Source organism: Rhizobium sp. CB2179 (assembly GCF_057653455.1).
Genome location: NZ_CM172781.1, coordinates 363,102 through 388,045, shown reverse-complemented (window position 1 = coordinate 388,045; position 24,944 = coordinate 363,102). Strand labels below are relative to the sequence as shown.

The 24,944-nt window shown below is 61.5% G+C and carries 22 protein-coding genes; 6 read left to right on the top strand and 16 right to left on the bottom strand.

What is annotated here, in order from left to right; all coding sequences use genetic code 11:
- Window positions 1–10: 10 nt before the first annotated feature.
- The 5 genes from AC244Q_RS01950 to edd all read left to right on the top strand — a co-directional run bounded on the left by AC244Q_RS01950 (window position 11) and on the right by edd (window position 6,978).
- Window positions 11–1,447: a glutamine synthetase family protein gene (locus AC244Q_RS01950; protein WP_012756099.1), complete on the top strand. Its 1,437-nt coding sequence runs from the start codon at window positions 11–13 to the stop codon at window positions 1,445–1,447.
- Between the two features lie 12 nt (window positions 1,448–1,459).
- Complete coding sequence (locus AC244Q_RS01945; RefSeq protein WP_128406380.1) at window positions 1,460–2,758, top strand: NAD(P)/FAD-dependent oxidoreductase; 1,299 nt, start codon at window positions 1,460–1,462, stop codon at window positions 2,756–2,758.
- A 134-nt stretch (window positions 2,759–2,892) separates the two neighbouring features.
- Window positions 2,893–4,368: a glucose-6-phosphate dehydrogenase gene (gene zwf, locus AC244Q_RS01940; RefSeq protein WP_012756097.1), complete on the top strand. Its 1,476-nt coding sequence runs from the start codon at window positions 2,893–2,895 to the stop codon at window positions 4,366–4,368.
- A gap of 10 nt (window positions 4,369–4,378) precedes the next feature.
- Complete coding sequence (gene pgl, locus AC244Q_RS01935; protein WP_128406381.1) at window positions 4,379–5,077, top strand: 6-phosphogluconolactonase; 699 nt, start codon at window positions 4,379–4,381, stop codon at window positions 5,075–5,077.
- Window positions 5,078–5,154: 77 nt separating this feature from the next.
- Window positions 5,155–6,978 (top strand): phosphogluconate dehydratase, encoded by a 1,824-nt coding sequence (gene edd / locus AC244Q_RS01930; protein WP_012756095.1) that lies wholly within the window; start codon window positions 5,155–5,157, stop codon window positions 6,976–6,978.
- A 79-nt stretch (window positions 6,979–7,057) separates the two neighbouring features.
- Here edd and AC244Q_RS01925 read toward each other — a convergent pair whose 3' ends face one another.
- The 6 genes from AC244Q_RS01925 to AC244Q_RS01900 all read right to left on the bottom strand — a co-directional run bounded on the left by AC244Q_RS01925 (window position 7,058) and on the right by AC244Q_RS01900 (window position 14,113).
- The gene (locus AC244Q_RS01925; protein ID WP_003545591.1) at window positions 7,058–7,411 is read right to left on the bottom strand and encodes a hypothetical protein; all 354 of its coding nucleotides are present in this window, start codon (window positions 7,409–7,411) and stop codon (window positions 7,058–7,060) included.
- Between the two features lie 176 nt (window positions 7,412–7,587).
- Window positions 7,588–8,676: an ABC transporter ATP-binding protein gene (locus AC244Q_RS01920; RefSeq protein ID WP_017992956.1), complete on the bottom strand. Its 1,089-nt coding sequence runs from the start codon at window positions 8,674–8,676 to the stop codon at window positions 7,588–7,590.
- 21 nt (window positions 8,677–8,697) lie between these two features.
- On the bottom strand, window positions 8,698–10,350 hold the full coding sequence (gene bglA / locus AC244Q_RS01915) for a beta-galactosidase BglA (RefSeq protein ID WP_128406382.1): 1,653 nt from the start codon (window positions 10,348–10,350) through the stop codon (window positions 8,698–8,700).
- A 34-nt stretch (window positions 10,351–10,384) separates the two neighbouring features.
- Window positions 10,385–11,548 (bottom strand): carbohydrate ABC transporter permease, encoded by a 1,164-nt coding sequence (locus tag AC244Q_RS01910; protein WP_062942491.1) that lies wholly within the window; start codon window positions 11,546–11,548, stop codon window positions 10,385–10,387.
- 1 nt (window position 11,549) lies between these two features.
- The gene (locus tag AC244Q_RS01905; protein ID WP_003545587.1) at window positions 11,550–12,563 is read right to left on the bottom strand and encodes a carbohydrate ABC transporter permease; all 1,014 of its coding nucleotides are present in this window, start codon (window positions 12,561–12,563) and stop codon (window positions 11,550–11,552) included.
- 188 nt (window positions 12,564–12,751) lie between these two features.
- Entirely contained in the window at window positions 12,752–14,113 is a 1,362-nt protein-coding gene (locus tag AC244Q_RS01900; protein ID WP_012756090.1) for an ABC transporter substrate-binding protein, read from the bottom strand.
- A gap of 307 nt (window positions 14,114–14,420) precedes the next feature.
- Here AC244Q_RS01900 and AC244Q_RS01895 point away from each other — a divergent pair, with 307 nt between their 5' ends.
- A complete protein-coding gene (locus tag AC244Q_RS01895; RefSeq protein WP_012756089.1) occupies window positions 14,421–15,446 on the top strand; it encodes a LacI family DNA-binding transcriptional regulator in 1,026 nt (341 codons plus the stop codon).
- A gap of 50 nt (window positions 15,447–15,496) precedes the next feature.
- On the opposite strand, the gene folD is transcribed toward AC244Q_RS01895, so the two are convergent.
- From folD to fliQ, 10 genes are all read right to left on the bottom strand, one after another.
- A complete protein-coding gene (gene folD, locus AC244Q_RS01890; RefSeq protein ID WP_012756088.1) occupies window positions 15,497–16,396 on the bottom strand; it encodes a bifunctional methylenetetrahydrofolate dehydrogenase/methenyltetrahydrofolate cyclohydrolase FolD in 900 nt (299 codons plus the stop codon).
- 118 nt (window positions 16,397–16,514) lie between these two features.
- Complete coding sequence (locus AC244Q_RS01885) at window positions 16,515–18,287, bottom strand: GumC domain-containing protein (RefSeq protein ID WP_128406383.1); 1,773 nt, start codon at window positions 18,285–18,287, stop codon at window positions 16,515–16,517.
- A gap of 156 nt (window positions 18,288–18,443) precedes the next feature.
- Window positions 18,444–19,283, bottom strand: coding sequence for a WecB/TagA/CpsF family glycosyltransferase (locus AC244Q_RS01880; protein WP_128406384.1), 840 nt, complete (start codon window positions 19,281–19,283; stop codon window positions 18,444–18,446).
- Window positions 19,284–19,572: 289 nt separating this feature from the next.
- Window positions 19,573–20,112: a hypothetical protein gene (locus AC244Q_RS01875; RefSeq protein WP_012756085.1), complete on the bottom strand. Its 540-nt coding sequence runs from the start codon at window positions 20,110–20,112 to the stop codon at window positions 19,573–19,575.
- A complete protein-coding gene (locus AC244Q_RS01870; protein ID WP_003556590.1) occupies window positions 20,112–20,477 on the bottom strand; it encodes a hypothetical protein in 366 nt (121 codons plus the stop codon). The genes AC244Q_RS01875 and AC244Q_RS01870 overlap by 1 nt, the downstream gene beginning before the upstream one ends.
- Window positions 20,478–20,601: 124 nt before the next feature.
- Entirely contained in the window at window positions 20,602–21,165 is a 564-nt protein-coding gene (locus tag AC244Q_RS01865) for a rod-binding protein (protein WP_128406385.1), read from the bottom strand.
- A 32-nt stretch (window positions 21,166–21,197) separates the two neighbouring features.
- Window positions 21,198–21,611: a hypothetical protein gene (locus AC244Q_RS01860; RefSeq protein WP_128406386.1), complete on the bottom strand. Its 414-nt coding sequence runs from the start codon at window positions 21,609–21,611 to the stop codon at window positions 21,198–21,200.
- Window positions 21,612–21,618: 7 nt separating this feature from the next.
- On the bottom strand, window positions 21,619–22,371 hold the full coding sequence (gene fliR, locus AC244Q_RS01855) for a flagellar biosynthetic protein FliR (protein ID WP_012756081.1): 753 nt from the start codon (window positions 22,369–22,371) through the stop codon (window positions 21,619–21,621).
- On the bottom strand, window positions 22,368–24,455 hold the full coding sequence (gene flhA / locus AC244Q_RS01850) for a flagellar biosynthesis protein FlhA (RefSeq protein WP_012756080.1): 2,088 nt from the start codon (window positions 24,453–24,455) through the stop codon (window positions 22,368–22,370). Before flhA ends, fliR begins: the two co-directional genes overlap by 4 nt.
- Window positions 24,456–24,670: 215 nt before the next feature.
- Window positions 24,671–24,937: a flagellar biosynthesis protein FliQ gene (gene fliQ / locus AC244Q_RS01845; RefSeq protein ID WP_009992823.1), complete on the bottom strand. Its 267-nt coding sequence runs from the start codon at window positions 24,935–24,937 to the stop codon at window positions 24,671–24,673.
- Window positions 24,938–24,944: the final 7 nt, after the last annotated feature.

The following is a 24,944-nucleotide window of genomic DNA, read 5'->3' as shown; positions in this document are numbered from 1 at the left end:
CCGGTGTGTCATGTCCCCAAAAAAGACGACGCTGAAGCCTGCCAGAAACGTACCCGCCTCGAAGAAAACTCCCCCGGAACCCGGATCCCTGCGTGGCGTTGCGAACTGGAAGGAAGCAGCGCGGTGGCTGAGGGCGAGAGGCATCGAAGACATCGAATGCATCACGCCGGACCTTGCCGGCGTTGCGCGCGGCAAGATGATGCCGAGCTCGAAATTCACCTCCAACACCTCGCTGGCGCTGCCTTCGGCCATCTACCGGCACACGATTTCGGGCGAATATCCCGACGAGACGGAGAGCTTCCGCTATGAGCCGCGCGACAGCGACCTGAAGCTGATGCCCGACCTTTCGACGCTGTCCGTCGTGCCCTGGGAGACCGACCCGACGGCACAGGTGATCTGCGATATCGTCGATTCGGACGGCGGCGAAGTGCCCTATACGCCGCGCAACGTGCTGAAGCGGATCATGAGCCTCTATCATGAGCGCGGCTGGAAACCGATCGTGGCGCCCGAGATCGAATTCTATCTCGTCGCCAAAAACGACGATCCCGACTATCCGCTCCACCCGCCCAAAGGCCGGTCCGGCCGCTCGATCCTCGGCGGCCAGGGCTATTCGATCGCCGGCATCAACGAGTTCGACGAACTGATCGACGACGTCTATCATTTCTCGGAGAAGCAGGGGCTGGAGATCGATACGCTGATCCATGAAGAGGGACCGGCGCAGATGGAGATCAACCTGCGCCACGGCAATCCGATCGAACTTGCCGACCAGGTATTCCTGTTCAAGCGGACGATCCGCGAGGCGGCACTGAAACACGACATCTATGCGACCTTCATGGCCAAGCCAATGCAGGGCCAGCCGGGTTCGGCGATGCATATCCACCAGTCGGTGGTCGATATCGAGACCGGCAAGAACATCTTCTCCAATGCCGATGGCTCGGCTTCGAAGGAATTCTTCCATTTCATCGGCGGCATGCAGAAATTCGTGCCGAGCGCGATGGCGATGCTGGCGCCTTACGTGAATTCCTACCGACGCCTGCAGCCCGATATGTCCTGCCCGGTCAACAATGCCTGGGGTTACGACAACCGGACGACCGCCTTCCGTGTCCCGGTCTCCGATCCGCAGGCGCGGCGCGTGGAAAACCGGCTGCCGAGCTCGGACGCCAACCCCTATCTCGCGCTCGCCGCCTCGCTCGCCTCCGGCCTGCTCGGCATCATGAAGCAGATCGAGCCGACGGCGCCGACCGAGGATTCGGCCAATGAGGGATCGATCGACCTGCCGCGCGGCCTGCTGGAAGCCGTGGCGCTGCTCGAGGACGAACCCGCTTTCGAGGAGATGTTCGGCAAGCAGTTCATCGGCCTTTATGCCGGCGTCAAGCGCGGCGAGTTCGAGACCTTCATGCAGGTGATCAGCCCCTGGGAGCGGGAATTCCTTCTGCTCAACGTGTGAGGCAAGCATCAAATGGCATCGCAGGAGACGTGGCAGAGCCCGATCGCGCCCGGGCTGTCCTGGTATCAGGCAACCGTCGGGGAGCGGCCCACCTACCCCGCTCTCGACGGCTCGAGAACATGTGACGTCGCAATTGTCGGCGGCGGTTATACCGGCCTGCAGGCCGCCTATAATCTTGCCAAGTCAGGCGTTTCGGTGGTCCTTATCGAGGCCTACCGCTTCGGCGACGGGGCGTCCGGGCGCAATGGCGGCCAACTCGGCACCGGTCAGCGATGGTGGCCGGAAGAACTCGAGGAGAAGATCGGCTACGAACGCTCGAAGGCGCTGTTCGATCTTGCCGAAGCGGCCAAGCGCCATCTCATCGATTTCGCCCGCGAGCATCAGATCGAGATCGACTATGTGCCCGGCCAGCTCAACGTCGCACACAAGGCGAGCTACAAACGCGACTATTACGAAAATGCCGAAATCGCCGCCTTACGGTACGGCTATCCGCATCTAAGCTTTATGGACGAGAAGGAAACGCAAGAGAGGCTCGGTTCGAAGCGTTTCCATTGCGGTGTGCGCGATGTCGGCACCGGCCACATCCATCCGCTGAAGCTGCTGGTCGGGCTGGCGCGGGTCGCCGCCAATGCCGGCGCTGAAATCTTCGAGATGACCAAGGCAACGGCGATCCGCCAAAGCGGCGGCAAGGTGACGATCGAAACCGAAAGGGGAACGATCACCGCCGAGCGCGCACTGATCGCCTGCAACGGTCATATCGGCGACCTTGAACCGGTAACGGCGAGCCATGTCATGCCGATCCGCTCCTTCATCGGCGCCACGGCGCCGCTCGATGGGCATGCCGGTGTGCTTCCCGGGGGCGAGGCCGTGGCCGATTCGCGCTTCGTCGTGCGCTACTTCCGCAAATTCGGCGATGGCCGCCTGCTGTTCGGCGGACGCGAAGCCTATACCTCGGACAATCCGCGCGACATTTCAGAGCACATCCGCCGGCAGATCGCCGAGATCTATCCAGAGCTGAAGGACATCGAGATCACCCATGCCTGGGGCGGCAGCGTCGGCATCACCCTGCCGCGCCAGCCCTTCGTGCGCGAGGTCATGCCCGGCGTCATCTCGATCGGCGGTTATTCCGGCCATGGCGTCATGCTGTCAAACTACTGTGGCAAGCTCTATGCGGAAACGGTGCTTGGAAAATCCGGCGATCTCGATCTCTTCACATCGCTCGATATTCCCGCCTTTCCCGGCGGAGCCCGGATGCGCGCGCCGTTGCTTTTCCTCGCCTTGTCGTGGTTTGCACTTCGCGACAAGTTTTAGTCCGATTGCGGATTTCCTCTTCCGGAAATTCGCTCTAAAACCAGTTCCTGAGAGATTCATTGCACTGCACACTGGCTTTTTTAAATCGATTAGATTAAAAGAGCCGCCAACCAGCCTGATTGAGAGACAAGCTCATGAGCAGCCAAATCATTCCCGTTGAGCCCTTTGATTATGTCGTCTTCGGCGGCAGCGGCGACCTTGCAGAACGCAAGCTTCTGCCCGCGCTGTATCATCGCCAGATCGAAGGCCAGTTCAGCGAACCGACCCGCGTGATCGGCGCCTCGCGCAGCCCGTTGACGCACGAGGAATACCGCAAATTCGCCAAGGACGCGCTGAACGAGCACCTGAAGAAGGGTGAATATGACGAGGCGGAGGTGGAGAAATTCTGTGCCCGCCTCTACTACGTCTCGGTCGACGCCCGCACGGATGCCGGTTGGGATCAGCTGAAGAAGCTGCTCGACGAAGGCAAGGATCGTGTGCGCGCCTTCTACCTCGCCGTCGCTCCGGGCATCTTCGGCGACATTTCGCAGAAGATCCACGACCACAAGCTGATCACCAAGTCGACCCGCATCGTCGTCGAGAAACCGATCGGCCGCGACCTCGCCTCGGCGCTGCAGCTCAACGACACGATCGGCCGCGCCTTTAAGGAAGAGCAGATCTTCCGTATCGACCATTATCTCGGCAAGGAGACGGTGCAGAACCTGATGGCGCTGCGCTTCGCCAACGCGCTCTACGAGCCGCTGTGGAACGCCAACTACATCGACCACGTGCAGATCACGGTGGCTGAATCGGTCGGCCTCGAAGGCCGCGCCGGCTATTACGATACGGCGGGCGCACTGCGCGACATGGTGCAGAACCATATCCTGCAGCTGCTCTGCCTGACGGCGATGGAAGTACCCTCGTCGATGGATTCGGAAGCCGTGCGCGACGAGAAGCTGAAGGTGCTGCGGGCGCTGAAGCCGCTCAATGCCTCCAACGTCGAGCAGGCGACGGTCCGCGGCCAGTATCGCGCCGGCGCATCTGGCAGCGGCCCGGTCAAGGGTTACCTCGAAGAGCTCGAAGGCGGCGTCTCGAACACCGAGACCTTCGTTGCCATCAAGGCCGAGATCAACAACTGGCGCTGGGCGGGCGTTCCCTTCTATATAAGAACCGGCAAGCGCCTGACCGGGCGCATGTCCGAGATCGTCATCACCTTCAAGCCGATCCCGCACGCGATCTTCGACCAGGCGGCCGGGCGCATCAACGCCAACCAGCTGATCATCCGCCTGCAGCCGGATGAGGGCGTCAAGCAGTCGCTGATGATCAAGGATCCGGGTCCGGGCGGCATGCGCCTGCGCAACGTCTCGCTCGACATGAGCTTCGCCCAGGCCTTCAACGTCCGCAATCCCGACGCCTACGAGCGCCTGCTGATGGACGTGATCCGTTCCAACCAGACATTGTTCATGCGCCGCGACGAAGTGGAAGCCGCATGGAAATGGGTGGATCCGATCCTCAAGGGTTGGGAAACGACCGGCCAGCAGGTGCAGGGCTATACAGCCGGCACCTGGGGGCCGAGCCAGGCCATCGCGCTGATCGAGCGTGACGGCCGCACCTGGCATGACGAAATCTAGGACGAAATCGATGGCATCGACCCTGCATTCCTTCGCCAGCGCCGCAGACCTCGCCGGCAGTCTCGCCGACAAGGTCGCCGATGCGCTTTCGGCGGCGATTGCCGCCCGCGGAACGGCGTCCATCGCCGTTTCCGGCGGCTCCACGCCGAAGGTCTTCTTCCAGACGCTTTCGACGCGCGACATCGCCTGGGACAAGGTGACGATCACGCTTGTCGACGAACGTTTCGTGCCGGCCGACAATCCGCGCTCGAACCATCTGCTGGTCGATGCCAATCTGCTGCAGAACAAGGCAAAGGCGGCACGCTTCCTGCCGCTCTATCAGGATGCCGCCTCCGCGGAGGAGGCGGCAAGGCTCGCAACCGAGAAGACCAGGGCGATCAGTTCACCCTTCAACATCGTCATCCTCGGCATGGGTGGCGACGGCCACACCGCCTCATTCTTTCCCGGCGGCAGCAATCTTGCCAAGGCGATCGATGCGTCGACGCCGCGCGGCATCATTACCATGGAAGCGGAAGGAGCCGGCGAGCCGCGTCTGACCTTCACCTTCTCCAGTCTTGAGGATGCCGCACTCCTGGTTCTCCATATTGAGGGCGAAGGCAAAAAAGACGTTCTCGCCAAGGCGGAAGGCAGCGGTGACGAGGCAGAAATGCCGATCCGCGCCGTTCTGCGCCGGGCCACTTCCCCGGTCGAGATCTACTGGGCTCCCTGATCCACCGTCATCCGGATTGAGATTCAGGCCAGAGCCGCCGAAACAGATAAAGACAACGAACAAGGCAGGGATTTTCCATGTCCGCTCACGCACGCATTTCTGCGATCACCGATCGCATCGTCGAACGCTCGAAACCAAGCCGCGAGCGCTACCTGGAACGCCTGCGCGCCGCCGCTTCCAAGGGTGTCGCGCGCTCGGTGCTTGGCTGCGCCAACCTTGCCCATGGCTTCGCGGTCTGTTCCCCCGCCGACAAGGATGCGCTCGCCGGCGACCGCATCCCCAATCTCGGCATCATCACCGCTTATAACGACATGCTCTCAGCCCACCAGCCATTCGAGACCTATCCGGCGATCATCCGCGAGGCGGCGGCCGAGGCAGGCGGCGTGGCGCAGGTGGCCGGCGGCGTGCCGGCGATGTGCGACGGTGTCACCCAGGGACAGCCGGGCATGGAGCTCTCGCTGTTCTCGCGCGACCTGATCGCCATGTCGGCGGGCGTCGGCCTGTCGCACAACATGTTCGATGCCGCCCTCTTCCTCGGCGTCTGCGACAAGATCGTGCCCGGCCTGGTGATCGCGGCATTGTCCTTCGGACACCTGCCGTCGATCTTCGTTCCGGCCGGTCCGATGACCACAGGCCTGCCGAACGACGAAAAGTCACGCGTGCGCCAGCTCTTCGCCGAAGGCAAGGTCGGACGCGCCGAGCTGCTGGAGGCGGAATCGAAATCCTATCACGGCCCCGGCACCTGCACCTTCTACGGCACCGCCAATTCCAACCAGATGCTGATGGAGATCATGGGCTTCCACATGCCCGGCTCGTCCTTCATCAATCCCGGCACGCCGCTGCGCGAAGCGCTGACGCGCGAAGCCGCCAAGCGGGCGCTGGCGATCACCGCGCTCGGCAACGAATTCACGCCGGCCGGCGAGATGATCGACGAACGCTCGGTCGTCAACGGCGTCGTCGGCTTGCATGCGACCGGCGGCTCGACCAACCATACGCTGCACCTCGTCGCCATGGCGCGGGCGGCCGGCATCCATCTTACCTGGCAGGACATTGCCGAGCTCTCGGAAATCGTCCCACTGCTTGCCCGCGTCTATCCGAACGGGCTCGCCGACGTGAACCATTTCCAGGCGGCCGGCGGCATGGGTTTCCTCATCAAGGAACTCTTGAAACACGGCCTGGTGCATGACGACGTGCGCACCGTCTTCGGCCACGGTCTCCAAGCCTATACGGTCGATGCCCGCCTCGGCGAAAACGGCGCCGTCCTGCGCGAGCCGTCGCCGGAAAAAAGCGTCGATCCCAAAGTGCTTTCCAGCATCGAAACGCCGTTCCAGGCGAATGGCGGGCTGAAGATGCTGCGCGGCAATCTCGGCAAGGCGGTCATCAAAATCTCCGCCGTCAAGCCCGAGCGCCACATCATCGAGGCCCCGGCAATCATCTTTCACAGCCAGCAGGAGCTGCAGGACGCTTTCAAGGAAGGTAAGCTCAACCGCGATTTCATCGCCGTCGTGCGCTTCCAGGGCCCGAAGGCGAACGGAATGCCGGAACTGCACAAGCTGACGCCGCCGCTCGGCGTGCTGCAGGACCGCGGCTTCCGCGTGGCGCTGCTCACCGATGGGCGCATGTCCGGCGCATCCGGCAAGGTGCCGGCGGCGATCCACGTCACGCCGGAAGCGGTCGATGGCGGTCCGATCGCCCGTATTCGCGAGGGCGACATCATCCGCCTCGACGCGATCAAGGGCACGCTCGAGCTGCTCGTCGATGCAGCCGACTTGGCCGAGCGCGACCCTGTCGTCGTCGATCTCTCCGACAATGAATTCGGCATGGGCCGCGAGCTCTTCGCGCCGTTCCGCCGCGCCGTTGGAGCTTCGGACCAGGGTGCGAGCGTGCTCTTCCACCACTGAGCATGGTCACTGGAGACAAACAAAACCCGCGGAGCGCAAAAGCACCCGCGGGTTTTCTGTATCAGTCCCGTGCTATCCGTCAGGCTCGAATATCGAGAACGTAGTCGCGGTGCGCCGGATGGGTGCTGTAGACGAAGATCTTGTTCAGCTCTTTCTGCGTCAGCAGGCGCAAGAAGCGAACTTCCACTGTGTTGTTGGCGTTGACCTTCATCAGCAGGCATCCGACCTTGGTGATGCGGGCATCCGGAATATCCAGATAGAACTGCTTCGGCAGGCTGAACTGGGTCAGGATCGCGAGCGTCGCGCTGCTCATCGAGATCCGGACAATGTCGCAGCGGCGCGAAGCCGCGTGCATGACGCCCTTTTCCGTATATTCGATGCGCGCGGCGTTCATGGTGTCCTCCATCTTGAACCGCGCCTCGCGGTCATACATGAAGGATTCTTCCTTGCTCAGGAAATGAGATTTTGGCTGTGACGGATTGGAAGCGGCCACGTGCTTATCCCCCTCATAAATTGACAGGGAAAAGGTAGCAGCCGATCTTTAACAGAAAGTGAGAATTCGGTCCGTCCCACACAATTCTTGGGACCATCACCCCAAAAATGGCCGCCTCATTTCCGGTAGGTATGACCGGTTGCGTCAAAGAGATGCAACTTCTGCCTGTCGGCGGCAAACCGCATCCTCTGGCCCTTCTTCACATCATAGATGCCGGGCAGTTTGACGACGATCGGCTCGCCGGGAACCAGGCCCTCGATATAAAGCAGCGTCACTTCGCCGAGCGCTTCGACGATCGACACTTCCCCTTCGAAAAGGTAGTCGGCGCCGTCGGCAACCCGGAGATCCTCCGGACGCACGCCGAAGCTTGCCTGCTTGCCCATTTCGGACGCATCGGTTGCCACATCCAGCGTCACCGACATGCCGCCGGTCAGCGTCACCGTCGTCTGGCTTCCGGTTCCGGCGACCGTTGCCGGAATGATGTTCATCGCCGGCGAGCCGATGAATTTCGCGACGAAGAGGTTTGCCGGGCGCTCGTAGAGGTCCAGCGGCGCACCGACCTGCTCGATATTGCCGGCGGAGAGAACGACGATGCGGTCGGCGAGCGTCATCGCCTCAACTTGGTCATGGGTGACGTAGATCATCGTCGTATCAGCCATCTGTTCGTTCAGGCGGGCGATCTCGATGCGGGTCGCGACGCGCAGCGCGGCATCGAGGTTGGACAGCGGCTCGTCGAACAGGAAGACCTTGGGATCGCGGCAGATGGCGCGGCCGATCGCCACGCGCTGGCGCTGGCCGCCGGAAAGCGCCTTCGGCAGGCGACCGAGATATTGGGTCAGTTGCAGGCTCTCGGCCGCCGCTTTGACGCGGCGATCGATTTCCTGCTTGCTTTCGCCGGCGATCTTCATGCCGAAAGCCATGTTGTCGAACACGGTCATATGCGGGTAGAGCGCATAGGACTGGAAGACCATGGCGATGCCGCGCTTGGAGGGCGGCACGTCATTGACGAGATGGCCATCGATATACATCTCACCGCCGGTGATCGCCTCGAGACCGGCGATCATGCGCAGAAGCGTGGACTTGCCACAGCCGGACGGACCGACGAAGACGATGAATTCGCCCTGCTTGATATCGAGGTCGATACCATGGAGAACGTCCACGGAACCGTAGGATTTGCGGATATCCTTCAGCGTCAGTCCAGTCATTTCTCTCTCTCCCCTTAGTTCCTAGGCGAGACGGGCGAAATACGCCCCCCAGGCCGGAATATCGATCTTGTCGCCATAGTTGTTGCTGGTAAAGCCGTGGCCCGTCAATGCCTGCCATTCTCCAGCAGGCAGAATGACGGCGGCCTCGGCCGGGCTCATGTTGAAGATGCAGAGCAGCTTCTCGTTGCCGTATTCACGGGTGAAGACCAGGCTGTCACCCTGTTGTTCCTCGAATTCGATCTCGCCCTTAGCAAAAGCCGGGTGCAGCTTACGGAAAGCGATGAAGCGGCGATAGTGCTCCAGCACGGAAGCCTCGTCGCCCAGCTGGACGCTGACGGCACGCAGGATATGCTCGACCGGCACCGGCAACCAGGGCTTGACCGTCGAGAAGCCGCCCTGGGCGACCTGGCTGTCCCAGACCATCGGCGTGCGGCAGCCGTCGCGACCCTTGAACTCCGGCCAGAACTGGATGCCGTAGGGGTCCTGCAGATCCTGATAGGCGAGATCGGCCTCGGTCAGCGCCAGCTCCTCGCCCTGATAGAGGCAGACGGAGCCGCGCATCGTCATCAGCAACGAGGCATAGAGCTTGGCAAAGGCGTCGTGATCGGCGACCAGCCCGCCCCAGCGGCTGACATGGCGCATGACGTCGTGATTGGAGAAGGCCCAGCAGGCCCAGCCATCGGGTGCCGCAGCTTCGAAATCCTGCATCACCTCCTCGACGCGCTCCGGCGTCAGCGGATCGGGCGCCAGGAATTCGAAGGCGTAGCACATGTGCATCTTGTCATTGCCGGAGGTGTATTCGCCGACGATTTCAAGGCCGCGCTGGCTGTCGCCGACTTCGCCGACAGCGGCGATCGCGGGGAATTCCTCGAGAACGGCGCGAAAGCGCTTCAGGAAGGCAAGGTTTTCGGGCCGGTTCTTGTCGTAGAGATGCTCCTGAAAATTATAGGGATTGACCGCCGGCGCCGTCGAGGCGTTGCGGCGCTCGGGGGCAAGCGCCGGATTGTCGCGCAGCTGCGTGTCATGGAAATAGAAATTGATGGTGTCGAGGCGGAAGCCGTCGACGCCGCGATTGAGCCAGAAGCGCACGACGTCGAGCAGACGGTCCTGCACCTCAGGATTATGCAGGTTCATGTCCGGCTGCGATGTCAGGAAATTGTGCAGGTAATATTGCATGCGCGTCGGATCCCACGCCCATGCCGAGCCGCCGAAGATCGACAGCCAGTTGTTCGGCGGCGTACCGTCCGGCTTGGCGTCGGCCCAGACATACCAGTCGGCCTTGGCGTTGGTCTTGCTGGAGCGGCTCTGCGCGAACCAGGGATGCTGATCCGAGCTATGGGAGATGACGAGGTCGATCATCACGCGGATGCCGAGGCGATGAGCCTCGGCGATCATCGTGTCGAAATCCACCAGCGTGCCGAAGATCGAATCGACATTCTCGTAGTCGGAAACGTCATAACCGAAATCGCGCATCGGCGAGGTGAAGAAGGGCGAGATCCAGATCGCATCGACGCCAAGGTTTGCCACATGCGGCAGGCGAGCGGTGATGCCCTTCAGGTCGCCGATGCCGTCGCCGTTCGAATCCTGGTAGGAGCGCGGGTAGATCTGGTAGATCACCGCGCCGCGCCACCAGTCCTTGTCAGGGGTCGAGATCGATTGGGAAGCCACGTTCATGGAATATCCTGTTTGAAGTCACGTTCGGGAATGGTCAGCCTCCCTTGACCGAACCCGCCAGCAGACCGCGCACCAGGTAACGCTGAAGCCCGAAGAAGACGAGCAGCGGCACGATGATGGTGACGAAGGCTGACGCCGTCAAAATCTCCCAATTGCCGCCGCGCGAGCCGAGCAGCGCGTTCAGGCTGCCGGTCAGCACGATGTGGTCCTTGTCGGTGCCGAGGAAGACCATGGCGACGAGCAGGTCGTTCCACACCCACAGGAACTGGAAGATGGCGAAGGAGGCGAGTGCCGGGAAGGACAGAGGTAAAACGATGCGGACGAAGATCTCGAAATCGCTTGCGCCGTCGACGCGGGCGGATTCGATGATCTCCTTCGGCAGGCCAGCGATATAGGCCCGCAAGAGATAGATGGCGAGCGGCATGCCGAAAGCGGTATGAGCCAGCCAGATGCCGGGATAGGTCTTCGACGGCTGGCCGAGCAGGTTGCCGACCTCGTTATAGAGGCGCAACAGCGGGATCAGCGACATCTGCAGCGGCACGACGATGAGGCCGACGACGAGCGCAATCATCAGCCCGCGGCCGGGAAACTCCATCCAGCTCAGAGCATAGGCGGCGAAAGCGGCAATCAGGATCGGGATGATCGTCGCCGGGATCGTCACGGTCAGCGAGTTGATGAAGGATTGGCCGATGCCCTCGCCGGTCAGAACCGTGTTGTAGTTCTGCATCGTGAATTCCGGCGGCGCCGAGACGGATGCATAGATGCGCCGCGGGCGTTGGTCGGGCGAAAAGGCGGCGTTCTTCACATAGCGATAACTGCCGTCACTGTTGATCTGCAGGGTTTCACCGTCGCCGAGATCGGCGGTCTCACCGGCTTTAAAGGCGGCCGGCTGCTGCACGCGGTTGCCGAAGGCCTTCACCGCGCGGCCGGTCTGGCCTTCCAGCACATTACCTGAGATGACGTAGCTGGCGCCCTCTTGCTTTTGCTGGTCGGGTGTACCGAGGCGGACCGCGGCGGTCTGGGTCGAGCCGACGAAGGCCGTCCACCAGCCGGAGACGACGATCTGGTCCTTGTCGCGAAGCGCGCTGACGAAGATGCCGAGCGTCGGGATAAGCCAGATGATGACGATCAGCAGAACGGCTGCGTGAACGAAGAGCCGGGCGGGGCCGATCTTGAAGTAGCTTCCGATAGCGGTCATCTCAGTGCCCCTTCAATTCGCGATTGGCGCGGCGCACGTTCCAGACCATGATCGGCGTGACGGCGAGCATGATGATGATGGCGATGACCGCACTTCGGCCGGAATCACCGCCGCCGCGGAACATCCAGTCGAACATCAGGTTCGCCAGCACCATCGTCTGCCACTGGCCGTTGGTCATGGTCAGCACGATGTCGAAGACCTTGAGGACGAGGATGGTGATCGTCGTCCAGACGACGGCGATAGAACCCCAGACCTGCGGCACCATGATGCGCCAGAAGATCTGCCAACCATTGGCGCCGTCGATCACGGCGGCTTCGATCGTCTCCTCGGGGATGCCGCGAAGGGCGGCCGACAGGATGACCATGGCGAAACCGGTCTGGATCCAGATCAGAATGATCATCAAGAAGAAGTTGTTCCAGAAGGGAATGGAGATCCACACCTCCGGCGTGCCACCGAAGGTCTGCACGATAGCGTTCAGCAGGCCGATCTGGACGTCGTTGCCGCCGCGATATTCATAGATGAATTTCCAGATGACCGAGGCGCCGACGAAGGAGATCGCCATCGGCATGAAGACAATGCTCTTGGCGATATTGCCCCACCAGATGCGATCGGTCATCACGGCGATGACGAGGCCGAAGAAGGTGCAGGCGGCCGGCACGACGGCGAGCCAGAGGATGTTGTTGAAGATCGACTGGCGGAATTCGCGGTCGCCGAGCGCCCATTTGTAGTTGGCGAGGCCGACGAACTGCAGGCCGGCACGGTCGTAGAAGGAGAGGATGAAGGTCGCAACGACGGGATAGACGAGATAGACGACGAGCAGGAAGAGCGCCGGGCCGATGAACAACCACGGCCGGACGAGTGCACGCCGGTTGAGATTGCGCGATGCGGCGCGGATGTCACCATCCTTCACCGGCAGAGCGAGATCCAGGATCTTGTTCGAAAAATAGAAATAGGCCGAGCATGCGATAACGGCTCCGACCACGACGCCCAAAGCGGACACTATCTGCGACAGCATTTCGTCCCTCCCCTGCTTCCCCTGATCTTATTCCGACCGGCTTTTATTCTGACGGGTCAACGCCGGTCACCGTCAATCTATTTGTATAGCCCAATCACAATATATCCTGCGATGGCCGGGCTCTTTGCGAGCCCGGCCAGTCATGCAAGCCCATACCGCCGGCAAGCCGGCGGCATAATTTTGAAAGATTACTTGATGCCGTCCCAGGCGCTCTGGATTTCGCCAGCGGCCTCTTCAGCGGACTTGCCGCCGACGAAATCGACCATGCCCGTCCAGAAGGCGCCGGCGCCGATCTTGCCCGGCATCAGGTCGGAACCGTCGAAGCGGAAGGTGGTGGCCGAGGTCAGGATATCGCCTTCCTTCTTCATCTGCGGGTTGGCATAGGCCTCGGTGCTGACGCCCTTATACGGCGTCAGGAAGCTCGACTGCGCCATCCAGACCTCATGGGCGATCGGGGTCTTCAGGAAGTCGATGAAGGCGCGGGCCGTCTTCGAGTCCTTGGCGATCGAGACGAGCGTGCCGGCGCCGAGAACCGGCTTGCCGAGTTCGGGATGCGACGCAAAGGTCGGCATGTAGAAGAAGTCGGCATCCTGACCGAGCTTCGTGCCTTCAGGGAAGAAGGACGGGATGAACGAGGCCTGATGGTGCATGTAGCACTTCGGCGGAACCGCGAAGAGGCCCTTCGGGCTGTCGCGGAAATCGGTCGAGGCCACGGCTGCGACGCCGCCATCGACGTATTTCGCGTTCTTGGCGAACTTGCCAAACTCGTCGATCGCGGCAACGACCGCCGGATCGGTGAACTTCAGCTCGTTGGTCGTCCACTTGTCGTAGGCTTCCGGCGGCTGCATGCGCAGCATGATGTCCTCGACCCAGTCGGTCGCCGGCCAGCCGGTGGCGCCGCCGGAACCGAGTCCGATGCACCAGGGAACGCCACCGTCCTTGACGATCTGGTCGGTCAGGGCATGCAGTTCTTCCATGGTCGTCGGGATCTTGTAGCCGGCTTCCTCGAAATTCTCCGGCACGTACCAGACCAGCGATTTTACGTCGGCCTTATACGGGAAGGCGTAGAAGGCTTCCTTGCCGTCCTTGCCCTTGTAGGTACCGTAACCGACCCAGCTGTCGCCGGCGCCGTAATTGTCCTTGATCCACTTGGAGTTGTCATCGCCGAGCGGCGTCAGGAAGCCCTTGCTGGCGAGATCGGCCAGGAGGCCGGGCTGCGGCAGAACGGCAATGTTCGGCGGCGAGCCCGCCTGCGTGTCGATAACGATCTGCTGTTCGTAGTTTTCGGAAGACGAGTATTTGGCATCGATGCCAGTGGCTTCGGTGAAATAGGCAAGCACGCTCATGAAGAACGCCTCGTCCTCGCCGCGCCACGGCCCAAAGATCGTCAGCGGCTGACCCTTCAGATCGGCATGCGCAGCCTTGAACTCGTCATAGCTCTTCCAGTTGAACTTGGAATCCTGTCCGGGGGCAAATTTCAAATCGGCCGCGGACGCAGCACCGGCAAAAAGCGCTGCCACGGCAACGCCCATCAAAAATGACTTTTTCATGTGATCAACCTCCCATCACAATCCCAACCGCGCCGAATTCCCTCAATAAAGAAATTTCAAAGCGCTTTGACACCCAACTCATTCCACTTTCGGTGGAATGAAGTCAAGTTAATTCGCGAAAACCCGCTGCAAACACGCCAGATATCGGGGCATATCGCGGCGCAACAGCACCTATCGGGAACTATGGAGCGATTTTTCTTGAGTCAAGCGCGCCAGATGATACAAATTGAAAGCGCTTTGGATGCCACTGGGAGGCGGCAGGCCTTTTCAAGACGGCTGACGGGCGGGCCGGGAGGAAGCATAGCAGGTGAATCTCAAACAGCTATCGGAATTGCTGGGGCTGTCTCAGACGACGGTGAGCCGAGCGCTCAACGGCTATCCCGAGGTCAACGAGGCGACCCGGGAGCGCGTGCTTCAGGCTGTCAAGGAAACCGGGTACCGCCCGAACAAGGCGGCGCAACGGCTTGCGACCGGCAAGGCAGGCTCGATCGGCCTCGTCATGCCGACGGCGCCCGGCCACCAGTCCGACGTTCATTTCGGTGAATTCCTGGCAGGGCTGGGCGAAGAGGCCGTGCGCCACGACTTCCACTTCGTGATCATGCCGGCCGACCCGGATGACGAGGTGGCGGCGCTGCGCCGCCTTGCGATCAGCGGCAATGTCGATGCCCTGTTCGTCGCCTATATGCGCGGCCACGATCCACGGCTCGCCATGTTGAAATCGCTCTCGATGCCCTATGTCGTGCACGGCCGGTCCTTCGGTTCGGAGCCGGACTATCCCTATCTCGACATCGACAATGAAGGCGCCTTCTACGACGCGACGCGGCTCTTGCTACAGCTCGGCCATACGCGCTTTGCGCTGATGAACGGACCGATGCATCTCGATTTCGCCATCCGCAGGAAGAACGGTGTCGTCGCCGCCCTTGCCGAGCGCGGGCTTGCGCTCGAGGAGGGTTGCATGAGCCACGCGCTGATGACGGACGAACAAGGCCTGCTGGCAATGGAACACTTCCTGCAATTGCCGGAGCGACCGACGGCGATCCTCTGCTCCAGCACGGTGCTGGCGCTCGGCGCGATCCGCGCGGTCAACCAGGCCGGATTGCGGCTCGGCGAGGATATCTCGCTGATCGCCCATGACGACGTACTGCCGCTGCTGAAACCGGAAAGCTTTTCCGTGCCGCTGACGACGACGCGCTCTTCACTGCGGGCGGCGGGCGTTCGCATCGCGCAGCGGCTGATCGGCACGGTAAAGCAGGCGGGCCCCTTCCCCGACCAGGAGCTCTGGAAGACCGAGCTGATCGTCAGGGCCTCGACCGGTCCTGTTCCCCAGGCCTAGAACAGGATGTCGTCCGAAAACCGCTCACACTTTTCGGCATCATGCTCTAATCAAAACTGCGGCGGTGTCTGCCCTGCGGTGCGATGGGCGGCAATGACCGTATTGGCCATCAGCATGGCAATGGTCATCGGCCCGACGCCGCCGGGAACCGGGGTTATGGTGCTGGCGACCGCCGAAACCTCCTCGAAGGCGACGTCACCGACGAGCCGGGTCTTGCCCTCGCCTCTTTCGGGGGCTGCCACCCGATTGATGCCGACGTCGATGACCGTCGCACCGGGCTTGACCCAATCGGCCCTGACCATCTCCGGCCGGCCGACGGCGGCCACCAGGATATCGGCGTTGCGGCAGACCTCGGCGAGATTCTTGGTCCTGGAATGAGCGATCGTCACCGTCGCATTGGCGTTGAGCAGCAATTGCGCCATCGGCTTGCCGAACAGGTTGGAGCGACCGATGACGACGGCGTTGAGGCCGGAGAGATCCTCGCCATGGGTGCGGCGGACGAAGACCATGGCGCCGGCCGGGGTGCAGGAGACAAGTCCGGTCTTCAGATCGCCGGTGGCGAGCTTGCCGGCATTGACGACGCTCAGACCGTCGACATCCTTTTCCGGCAGGATCGACTGGATGATCGCCTCGCTGTCGAGCGGCTTCGGCAGGGGCAGCTGCACCAGAATGCCGTGGATCGACGGATCGGCGTTGAGGCTGGCGACGAGGGCTGCCAGATCCTCCTGCTTCGTCTCGGCCGGCAGCGTGTGCTGAACGGACTTGAAGCCGCACTCCTTGGCCATGCGGCCCTTGGAGCCGACATAGGCGTGGCTTGCCGGATCGTCGCCAACGATGACAACCGCAAGACCGGTGGTGACGCCGCTGCTCTTTTCCAGCGCCGCCGTCGCACTCTTGACCGTCTGAATGACCGATGCAGCTACGTTCTTTCCGTCGATTACTGTCGTCACGCGTCTCTCCGCCCTGTTTCGCGTCAATCTATGGATATTCGGCGAGCGTCAATTGCCCGCTAACGCCCTATCCTGTCCGAAAGCGGCAAGGCAATAGCAAGCTTGCAAGGAAATGTTTTCAGCGCAGGGGCTGCCGCGCTTCGAGCGCATGAACACGAAGCCGGTCGCGCAGGCCGGAGATCTCGGAGCGCAGCAGCTCCATCTCGTCGACCGGTGCGGGGGCCTGCGCGGGCATCGACGGCAGTGCGGCCTGCGGCCGAAGTACTGGCATTTTTTCCCTTGCGGGATCGGCGACGGGCCTCCGCAGCCGGAGCAAGAAAGCCGCGGCAAGGCCTATCGCAAGGCCCGCTGCGGCACCGGCCAGCGAGCGGCCGGTCAGGCCATCGCTTCCCGATACTGCGGTTGCCAATGCTGGCTTCAGGAGAACGATACGACCGTCGGCGGCCGTTTCCACCGCTGTGGACGTCGCCTCTTCGAGGCGCGAGCGGGCGGCATTCGCCTTTTCGCTGAGCTCGGTCAGGCGTGACAAATCGACGCCGGTGTCCCGGCTCTGGGCGATCAGCGTGTTGCGGCGATCGTTCAGGCCCTTGCGCGCATCGACGGCGGCTTTGGCGGCGAGGTTGGCAGTCTGGGCAAGACGGGTCAGCTCCTTGCCCATATTCTCCTTCAGACCGTCGGTTTCGGCCTGCTGCTGCAAGAGGCGCGGATGGCGCGGGCCGAGCTCGGCGGAAAGCTGCGCAAGCGTCGTTTTGGCGACGGCATATTTGTCACGCCAGTCCTGCAGCGCCGGCGAAAGCATATCGGAGGGGAGCGAACCGTCGAGCACTTCGGCAAGTTTTGCGGCTTTGAGCCGGTCGGTCTGCGCCTTGGCGGCAAGGATGTTCTGGTCGGCCGCTTTCAGATCGGCATCGAGCTGGTCGATCTGGCGGCGAAGATCGATCGCCACCTTGACGTTGCCCTCGCCGCTCTTCGCCGTGAAGGCGGCAAGCTCCACTTTCACCTCGTCATAGATTTTGCGCAAGGCGGTATCGGTCTCGACGTTGCCGCCGGGTCCGTCTGCTGCGGACACCGCTTCGGCAAGCTTTGCGGCGATGCGCATGGATTTGCCGCTATTACCGGTCGTCGCCCTGACGAGGATGGTGCCGGCGGCGGCATCGGGCAGTATCTCGACCGCATGTTTCAGCGTCGCCTCGGCGCGCGAGGCCGGATCGGCAGCAGCGCCGGTCGCCGAGAGGAGATCGAGCGCGACGCCGAGCGCATTGGCACTGGCGCCGGCAAATTCGGGGTCGTGATCGAGTTTCAGGGCGGCCACCGTCGAAGCAACCACCCGCGCCGACAGCAGCCCTTTCGCCGCGGCCTGGGTGAAGGCAGCGCGGCTTGCGGCATCGCTCTTCACCGCAAGCGTCGCCTCGGCACGGTAGAGGGCCGGCGAAGCCGGCATCAGCGCCGGCAAGCCCGCGCCGACGATCGTCGCGGCGGCCACCATCATCACAAGACCAATGCCGCCCACGCGGCGGCGCGGTGCGACCGACCGGGCCGCCGCGGGTTCTTCACGGACCGCTGCCAACGGTTCGGGTGAGATCATCGGCTCGTCGGCCGGAACGCTCAGCTCTTCGTCGCCCGCCGGCTGCTGAAGAAGCGGATGGCCGACGTCGTTGGCGGCCCGGAGGCGGTTGCCGAGGATGGTTTCGATGCGGTCGACCAGCGGTGCGGTGCGCGCCGCCCTGGCGCGCTGCTCCTCCAGCACCCGGCCGATGGCGCGCAGCAATTCGGCCTCGGGCGGCGCGATATCAGGCTGGCTCGACCGGGGCGCCCCGTAGGAATCGTCATCGTGGCGCGGCCCTGCGGCTACGCGATCCTGGAAGTTGTTTCTGGCCCTGATATCGTACATTTGCGCCACATCTCATGCACATGATGGCCGAGTTCGCTCATCCGCACGGATACAGATGATTAAGCCACTCTAAATATTCATGGCAAAGAAATGGTTAACCGCAGCGGGCAAAAATTGCTAAGCCGCGCGTCTTGTTAGACGCGCGGCGCTATAAGGTCAGCTCGCCTTCTTATGATCCGACCGCGGCTGCAGCGCGCTGCCGTGCTCTTCCGGATGGCTGAGGATCCTTTCGCGCCGGCGGAAGCGGTAGCGCAGGACATGGAAGAGAAACACCGGGATGCCGATGATGTAACGGCGCCAGAGGCGCGTCGGCTCCTGCAGCAGGCGATAGGCCCATTCCAGGCGCATCATCCGCACCGTCTTCGGCGCGCGTGGGACAGCGCCGGAGACAAAGTCGAAGAGAGCGCCCACCGTCAGCACCAGGCGTGCATGATCGGCGCGAATATGATCGTGAACCCATTTTTCCTGCAGCGGCGTCCCCATACCGACGATCAGAATATCGACCTTCTGGCGCTCGAGTTCCTCGATGACATCTGTGGGATCGACCTTGTCGAAGTAACCGTCGGAAACGACGACGAATTCGTGCCAGGGCGTGTGCCTGCGGAAATTTTCCGCCGCTGCCTCGACGACCGAACGCTCACCGCCGATGAGGCCGATGCGGCGCGGGGCCTCCATGAAGGTGAGGAAGGCCGGCACGAAATCGGTGCCGTTCAGATTGGCGGGAAACGGCGAACCATGGGCGATCTGCGATGCGATGTTGAGGCCGATACCATCAGGCAGCACCAGATTGTGCGACATGATCCGGTAATATTCGTCGTCGCGCAGCGCGGTCAGCATGTTGTGGGCGTTGACGAAGCAAACCACGGTCTGGCCGACGGGAATAGAGGCCAGCTCGTTGATGAAAACGAGGGCATCGTCCCAGCCGAGATCGCAGACCGGCAGATCGAAGATCGTCCGCCGCGATGCGAGCACCGCGAAGTTTGCAATCAGATTCATTCCTACCTCCTGCCGAGGGTGCTGCATGCGCCCGACATCCCGGAAAACAAGCCTATATTTCCGCACCGGAGGTCTCGAAAGGACCGGTCGCGTCCCGCCGGGACGGCGTCGCTCCGATCTCGGATAAGCGGCGCATGCCAAGCTGTGACACCTGATATAACAGGACGGTTTCAAACAACCCTTAGGAAAATTCCTTGAATTTCTATGCTCGTATAAGTGGATTATTAACCACGCGCCAACGACAAACGGCGCCCTCGGGCGCCGTTTGTCGTCGATGATCAAATGATGTTTAGTGGGCCGCTGGGGCCGGTGCTTCGGCGGCCGGTGCGGTCTCGACGATCTTGACGGGTTTGCCCACCTTCTTCGGCTGACCGGCGGAGCTTTCCTTGACCTCTTCCTTGGAGAGATAATCGAGCTGCTCCAGCATCACGTCGGCGACGTATTCGCCGCCGAGGCGCTCGTTCATGCCCTTCTTGATCTCCTCGCGGAAGGCCTTCGGATCGAAGGATTTGATGTGGGCGATATCGACCATCTTGTTGCCGACGAGCAAACTGAAAAGCTCGTCCGTCGTCATCTCGCTCAGCGGCAACGTCACGCCTTTCAACATGTCCTTGTTCATCATGAACGAAACGCGGCCGAGGAAGTAACCGGTGATCGCACCGTTGCCAATGATCGGCACCGTGATCGTTTCGCCCTTCACCAGTTCAAGAGCGCTCTGCTTGGAATCCGTTGCTGCGGGCGCCGGCGCGGTCGCCAGGTACACCGAGAAATAGACCGATGCCAAGGTGATGGCGCAAACCCAGACACCGGTGAGGACGAGCTTGATCATCAGTTTCCACGCGCGGCGAATTGTTCCTGGGAATAGGTGCCGTCGGCATCGGCGTCCTGAACCGCGTTCTTCAGGAGGTCGGCGACGGCGCGAACCGCTTCGAGATGCGCCTCGACGCGACGGGCATTGAGAACCAGTTTCTTCTTCAGGCCGTGCAGCTGATCGAGATGGGCAGCGGCAAGCTCGGCCGGATCGGTGTCGCGGAAAAGCATCGACAGCTCGTAGAGGCAGCGGCTCTTATGCGCATTGGAGACCTTGAGATCGAACTGCGGATCGTTGCCGATCCGGGTGTTCTCATTATCGATGATCATTTCGAGGCGTCCGAGAACGGATTTGATCCTGTATTCGTTCGAAACTATTTCCATTGTACCCTCGGTTATGCGTCGCTTAGAGCATGATGCCGAAAAGTGTGCGCGGTTTTCGGACGACATCACGCTCTAACTCTTTAATTGAGAACAGGATTCAGATTTTGGGCCAACGGGCCTAAAATCATCCTGTTCTATCGGTCTTGGCTTCGGCGGTCGGCGTGCCAAAGGTCTTGCGCTGGAAGTCGTCGATCATGCTGAGCGCAGTGTTGCGGTCATCGTCGTCGGTGGAGGCATTGACGATCTTGCCTTCCTGCCGGCGCAACTGCTCGCTGTACATCTGCTTGGCGATGCCGATGCCGTCTCCCTTGGCCATGACGTTGCCGAGCTGTTCGGCCATCATGCCTTTCCAGATATCGCCGGTCGCACCCTTGCCGTAGACGTCTTCGCTTTCGCTCGGCAGCATGGACTTGACGAAATTCTGCAGGACCATGGCCTCGAACTTCCGGTAGCTTTCCGGAGCTTCCTCGGCCTTGGTGCGGTTCTGAATGTTGTTGAGGCCACTCTTCTGGCCGACTTGATCGAGAACGTCGACCGTATTGGAGAAGCCCTTGCCATTCTCGGCGAGGCTCGTTGCGGCAAAGGCCGCACGATTTGCCTTCAACTTTTCCTGAGCTGCCTGAACCTCCATGGGGTCGGCAGCTTTGACAACGTCCAGGACCAGATCACTGGGGGGCGAAATAGCCACGTTACAATCCTCTGAATTTAAGATCGTAACGACTATGGTTTTTGAAGCTTGCTGGAGGCTGGCGTTGCGAATTGCTGATCTATGACATCGTAGACGGCGTTGTCATCTGCCTCGCGGCGCTCGACTTCCAGGGCTTCCTGCATGCCCTCTTCGAGGCGGTCGCCCTTGGCGCGCTCGCGCGTCAGCCGCATCTCGTGGATCTGCTGCATGCCGGTCAGCTGCTGGTCCTTGATGGTGAGCCTGCCGAATCGGTCGGCGTAATTTTGCGAGAAGGCGTGGTGGACGGGGTCCATCGAGCCGAGCGCGAGGATGACGTCGTCCATCGCCACATTGACCTCGACACGCTGGCGGCTGGTTTCGGCCAGGTCGTTCTCGGCCATTCTTTCGATATGCCGCTGCACCGAGAGCAGCCGCTTGAGCTTCTGGGAGCGCTTCTTTTCGATCATATCAGCCTCATCGCCCGATATAGATCGAGCCGAAGGACTGGCCGAACTGGCTGACCATCGCCGCAATCGAGAAATAGATCAGGAAGAGCCCGCCCATCAGCAGATAGGGCGTGGAGATGAAGTAGACCGGGATCTGCGGCGCCAGCTTGTTGATGAAACCGATCGAGACGTTGAAGATCAGGCCGTAGATCAAAAACGGGCTCGACAGCCGCAGCATGATGTAGGTGGTCTGCTCCAGCGTGTCGGTAAAGGAGATCAGCGTCGCGCGCATCTGCATCAAGCCGCCGAAGGGCATGGTCGTGTAGGAATCGATCAGCGCGCGGAAGACGATGTGATGGAAATCCATAATGAAGAGAATCATCATGCCGGCAAAGGTAATGAAGCCGGAAAGGCTGGTCTCCGGCGTGTCTTCGAGGATGTCGGCGGAACCCGGCTGGGTGTAGCCGACCATCATGGCGATGATCGTCGCGGCGAACTGCATGCCGAGCGTGTAGATCCTCGCCAGCATGCCATACATCACGCCGATCAGCGATTCGCTGAAGATCAGGCCGATATAGGTTCCGGCACCGGTGTGAACGGCCGGATAGACGGTATCCCAGAGCAACGGCATGACGGCGATCGACAGCGCCCCCGCAATGAAGACGCGCAGCTGATCGGGCACGCGCGCCGAGGAAAAACCCGGAAGAGCCAGCACACAGCCACCGATCCGGCAGAAAACCAGAAACAGCGCGAGAACGGTCCCTTGCGGGTCTGTTATCATGAAATAGAGCCCAAAATCTTTATCTCGATGCCCTTGGCCAGTTCGACATGCGACAGGACCGGGAGCGTGGCGAACAGCCTCTCGATGATCATGCGCACATAGGAGCGTGTTTCCGGCGACGTGACAAGTGCGAATGGCAGGCCGCGATCCATGAACTCACGGATAACTTTGGTGGCCTGCTCGCTGAACTCCTCCAGGCTGCGCGGATCGATGTCGAATTCGATCACCTCGCCCTTGGCGTCGCGCTTCAGCGCCTGGTGGAAAGCGAGATCCCATTTGCTGCCCAGCCGCAGCACGCGCAGCACGCCGTTGTCGGCCAAGTCGCCGCAAAGCTGCTGGGCCATGCGGATGCGGACATGCTCGACAATCTGCTCGGTCTTCCTGACATGCGGGGCGAGTTCGGCCACCGCTTCGAGAATGAGATGCAGGTTGCGGATCGAGACGCGTTCGGCAAGCAGCAGCTTGAGCACCGCCTGCAGGCCGGAATAGGACATGTGCGACGAGCAGATCTCGTCGGCGAGCTTCTTGTATTCTGGGTCGAGCCGATCGATCAGCACCTTAACGTCCTTGTAGGACAGAAGCTGCGGCAGGTTGTTGCGGATCACCTCGCTCATATGGGTCAACACGACGGAGACGTTGTCGATCGGCTGGAAGCCCTCGCGTTTCAGATCGTCGGCGAAGTTTTCGAGGATCGAGACGGCAGGCATGCCGAAAGCGGGTTCGCGGATTTCGTCGCCGGGAATGCTCGGCCGGCGGCCGGCGCCGGTCACGACGAGGACTTCGCCGACGCGCAGTAGGTTGGAGGCGACCGTCGTGCCGTGGATGCGGATCTGGTAGGACTTCTCGGCGATGGCGATATCGTCGGTGACCTTGATCTCGGGCACGACGAAGCCGTATTGCGTGGCGAACTTCTTGCGCATCTTGCCGACGCGGAAGGCCAGCTCCTGGTGGGCGCCGAGCAGGCGCGTCGAGACCATCTTGCCGAGTGCGAGCTCGATTTCGGAGGTGCGCAGCACTGCCTTGACCGAATCCTTTTCCAGTTCCTTGCTCTGGACGACCTTTTTTTCTTCCTGCTCGCGGCGAAGCATGTTCTCTGCCTCGACCTGACGTGGGATGAACCAGGCGCCGAAGGCCAGAAGACCGCCGAGGGATACGAAGGGGACGAACGGCAGGCCCGGCATCAGGGCCAGGATGAACATCAGCACCGCCGAGACGGAAAGCGCACGGGGATAACCGCTCAGCTGATTGACAACCGCCTGGTCGGTGGAGCCGGTGGTGCCGCCGCGCGAGACGAGAAGGCCGGCCGCGAGCGAGACGATGAGAGCCGGCATCTGTGCGACGAGGCCGTCGCCGACGGAGAGCTTGACGAAAACGTCGGCCGCTTCGCCGATCGGCATGCCGTGGCGGAAATAGCCGATGATGATGCCGCCGAAGATGTTGATGCAGGTGATGATCAGGCCGGCGACGGCATCGCCGCGCACGAATTTCGACGCACCGTCCATCGCCCCGAAGAAGGAGCTTTCCTCCTCGAGCTCCTTGCGCCGGCGCTGGGCTTCCCTCTCGTCGATAATGCCGGCCGATAGATCGGCGTCGATCGACATCTGCTTGCCGGGGATGGCATCCAGGGTGAAACGCGCGCCGACTTCGGCGATACGCGTAGCACCCTTGGTGATGACGATGAAGTTGATGGTGATGAGGATCAGGAAGACGATCAGACCAATGACGAAGTCACCGGACATCACCAGGCTTGCGAAACCCGCGATGACACCGCCCGCCGCATCGTGGCCCTCATGACCATGCGAAAGAATGACGCGGGTCGTCGCGATGTTCAACGCCAGCCGCGTCATCGTCGCGATCAGAAGAATGGTCGGAAAAGACGAGAAATCGAGCGGTTTCTGGATCCACAACGCGACCATCAGGATCAGCACCGAGAGGGCGATCGAGAAGGCCAGTCCCATGTCGATCAGGAATGGCGGGATCGGCAGGAAGAGGATGCAGATGATAACGATGATGCCGAGGGCAAAACCGACATCGCGCAGGTTCGGGGCGACTTTCGGAAGGGGGAGTGCAGGTGGTTGCGCCATGACGATTCCGTCTCTTCATGAGAGGAGGCGGACATGCGGTCCGCCCAATTCGGATCGAGAGTTAAATGGCGAAGCTTGCGCGAAGGTGGCTCAGAGCGGTTCAGATTTTATGGAAGCGTAGAACCGCTCTAACCTTTTGTTTCTACGCAATCCCCCGGCAAAAGCCCCTCGCGCTTTGCCTAGCAAAACCGCTGTGCACTTTTGCTGGAATTGCTCTAGAAGCCGGACTGGATGCGCGAGAAGACCAGATTGGTGAAAATCGAGATCTGCGAACCGACGAACGGCGCGGTGACACCGACCGTGATCAGCACCGCGACGATCTTCGGCACGAAAGTCAGTGTCGCTTCCTGCACCTGGGTCAGCGCCTGGATCAAGGCAATGACGAGACCTACCACCATCGCGGCGATGACGGCGGGACCGGCAGCAATCAACACGGTCCAGATCGCCGCCTGGAACAGATCCAATGCATCAGCTTCATTCATCCGAAGG

Bases quoted from the DNA above. Each gene is read 5' to 3' on its own strand.
- AC244Q_RS01950 (WP_012756099.1), top strand. From the start codon at position 11: ATGTCCCCAAAAAAGACGACGCTGAAGCCTGCCAGAAACGTACCCGCC.
- AC244Q_RS01945 (WP_128406380.1), top strand. From the start codon at position 1,460: ATGGCATCGCAGGAGACGTGGCAGAGCCCGATCGCGCCCGGGCTGTCC.
- zwf (WP_012756097.1), top strand. From the start codon at position 2,893: ATGAGCAGCCAAATCATTCCCGTTGAGCCCTTTGATTATGTCGTCTTC.
- pgl (WP_128406381.1), top strand. From the start codon at position 4,379: ATGGCATCGACCCTGCATTCCTTCGCCAGCGCCGCAGACCTCGCCGGC.
- edd (WP_012756095.1), top strand. From the start codon at position 5,155: ATGTCCGCTCACGCACGCATTTCTGCGATCACCGATCGCATCGTCGAA.
- AC244Q_RS01925 (WP_003545591.1), bottom strand. From the start codon at position 7,411: ATGTATGACCGCGAGGCGCGGTTCAAGATGGAGGACACCATGAACGCC.
- AC244Q_RS01920 (WP_017992956.1), bottom strand. From the start codon at position 8,676: ATGACTGGACTGACGCTGAAGGATATCCGCAAATCCTACGGTTCCGTG.
- bglA (WP_128406382.1), bottom strand. From the start codon at position 10,350: ATGAACGTGGCTTCCCAATCGATCTCGACCCCTGACAAGGACTGGTGG.
- AC244Q_RS01910 (WP_062942491.1), bottom strand. From the start codon at position 11,548: ATGACCGCTATCGGAAGCTACTTCAAGATCGGCCCCGCCCGGCTCTTC.
- AC244Q_RS01905 (WP_003545587.1), bottom strand. From the start codon at position 12,563: ATGCTGTCGCAGATAGTGTCCGCTTTGGGCGTCGTGGTCGGAGCCGTT.
- AC244Q_RS01900 (WP_012756090.1), bottom strand. From the start codon at position 14,113: ATGAAAAAGTCATTTTTGATGGGCGTTGCCGTGGCAGCGCTTTTTGCC.
- AC244Q_RS01885 (WP_128406383.1), bottom strand. From the start codon at position 18,287: ATGTACGATATCAGGGCCAGAAACAACTTCCAGGATCGCGTAGCCGCA.
- AC244Q_RS01880 (WP_128406384.1), bottom strand. From the start codon at position 19,283: ATGAATCTGATTGCAAACTTCGCGGTGCTCGCATCGCGGCGGACGATC.
- AC244Q_RS01875 (WP_012756085.1), bottom strand. From the start codon at position 20,112: ATGATCAAGCTCGTCCTCACCGGTGTCTGGGTTTGCGCCATCACCTTG.
- AC244Q_RS01870 (WP_003556590.1), bottom strand. From the start codon at position 20,477: ATGGAAATAGTTTCGAACGAATACAGGATCAAATCCGTTCTCGGACGC.
- AC244Q_RS01860 (WP_128406386.1), bottom strand. From the start codon at position 21,611: ATGATCGAAAAGAAGCGCTCCCAGAAGCTCAAGCGGCTGCTCTCGGTG.
- fliR (WP_012756081.1), bottom strand. From the start codon at position 22,371: ATGATAACAGACCCGCAAGGGACCGTTCTCGCGCTGTTTCTGGTTTTC.
- flhA (WP_012756080.1), bottom strand. From the start codon at position 24,455: ATGGCGCAACCACCTGCACTCCCCCTTCCGAAAGTCGCCCCGAACCTG.
- fliQ (WP_009992823.1), bottom strand. From the start codon at position 24,937: ATGAATGAAGCTGATGCATTGGATCTGTTCCAGGCGGCGATCTGGACC.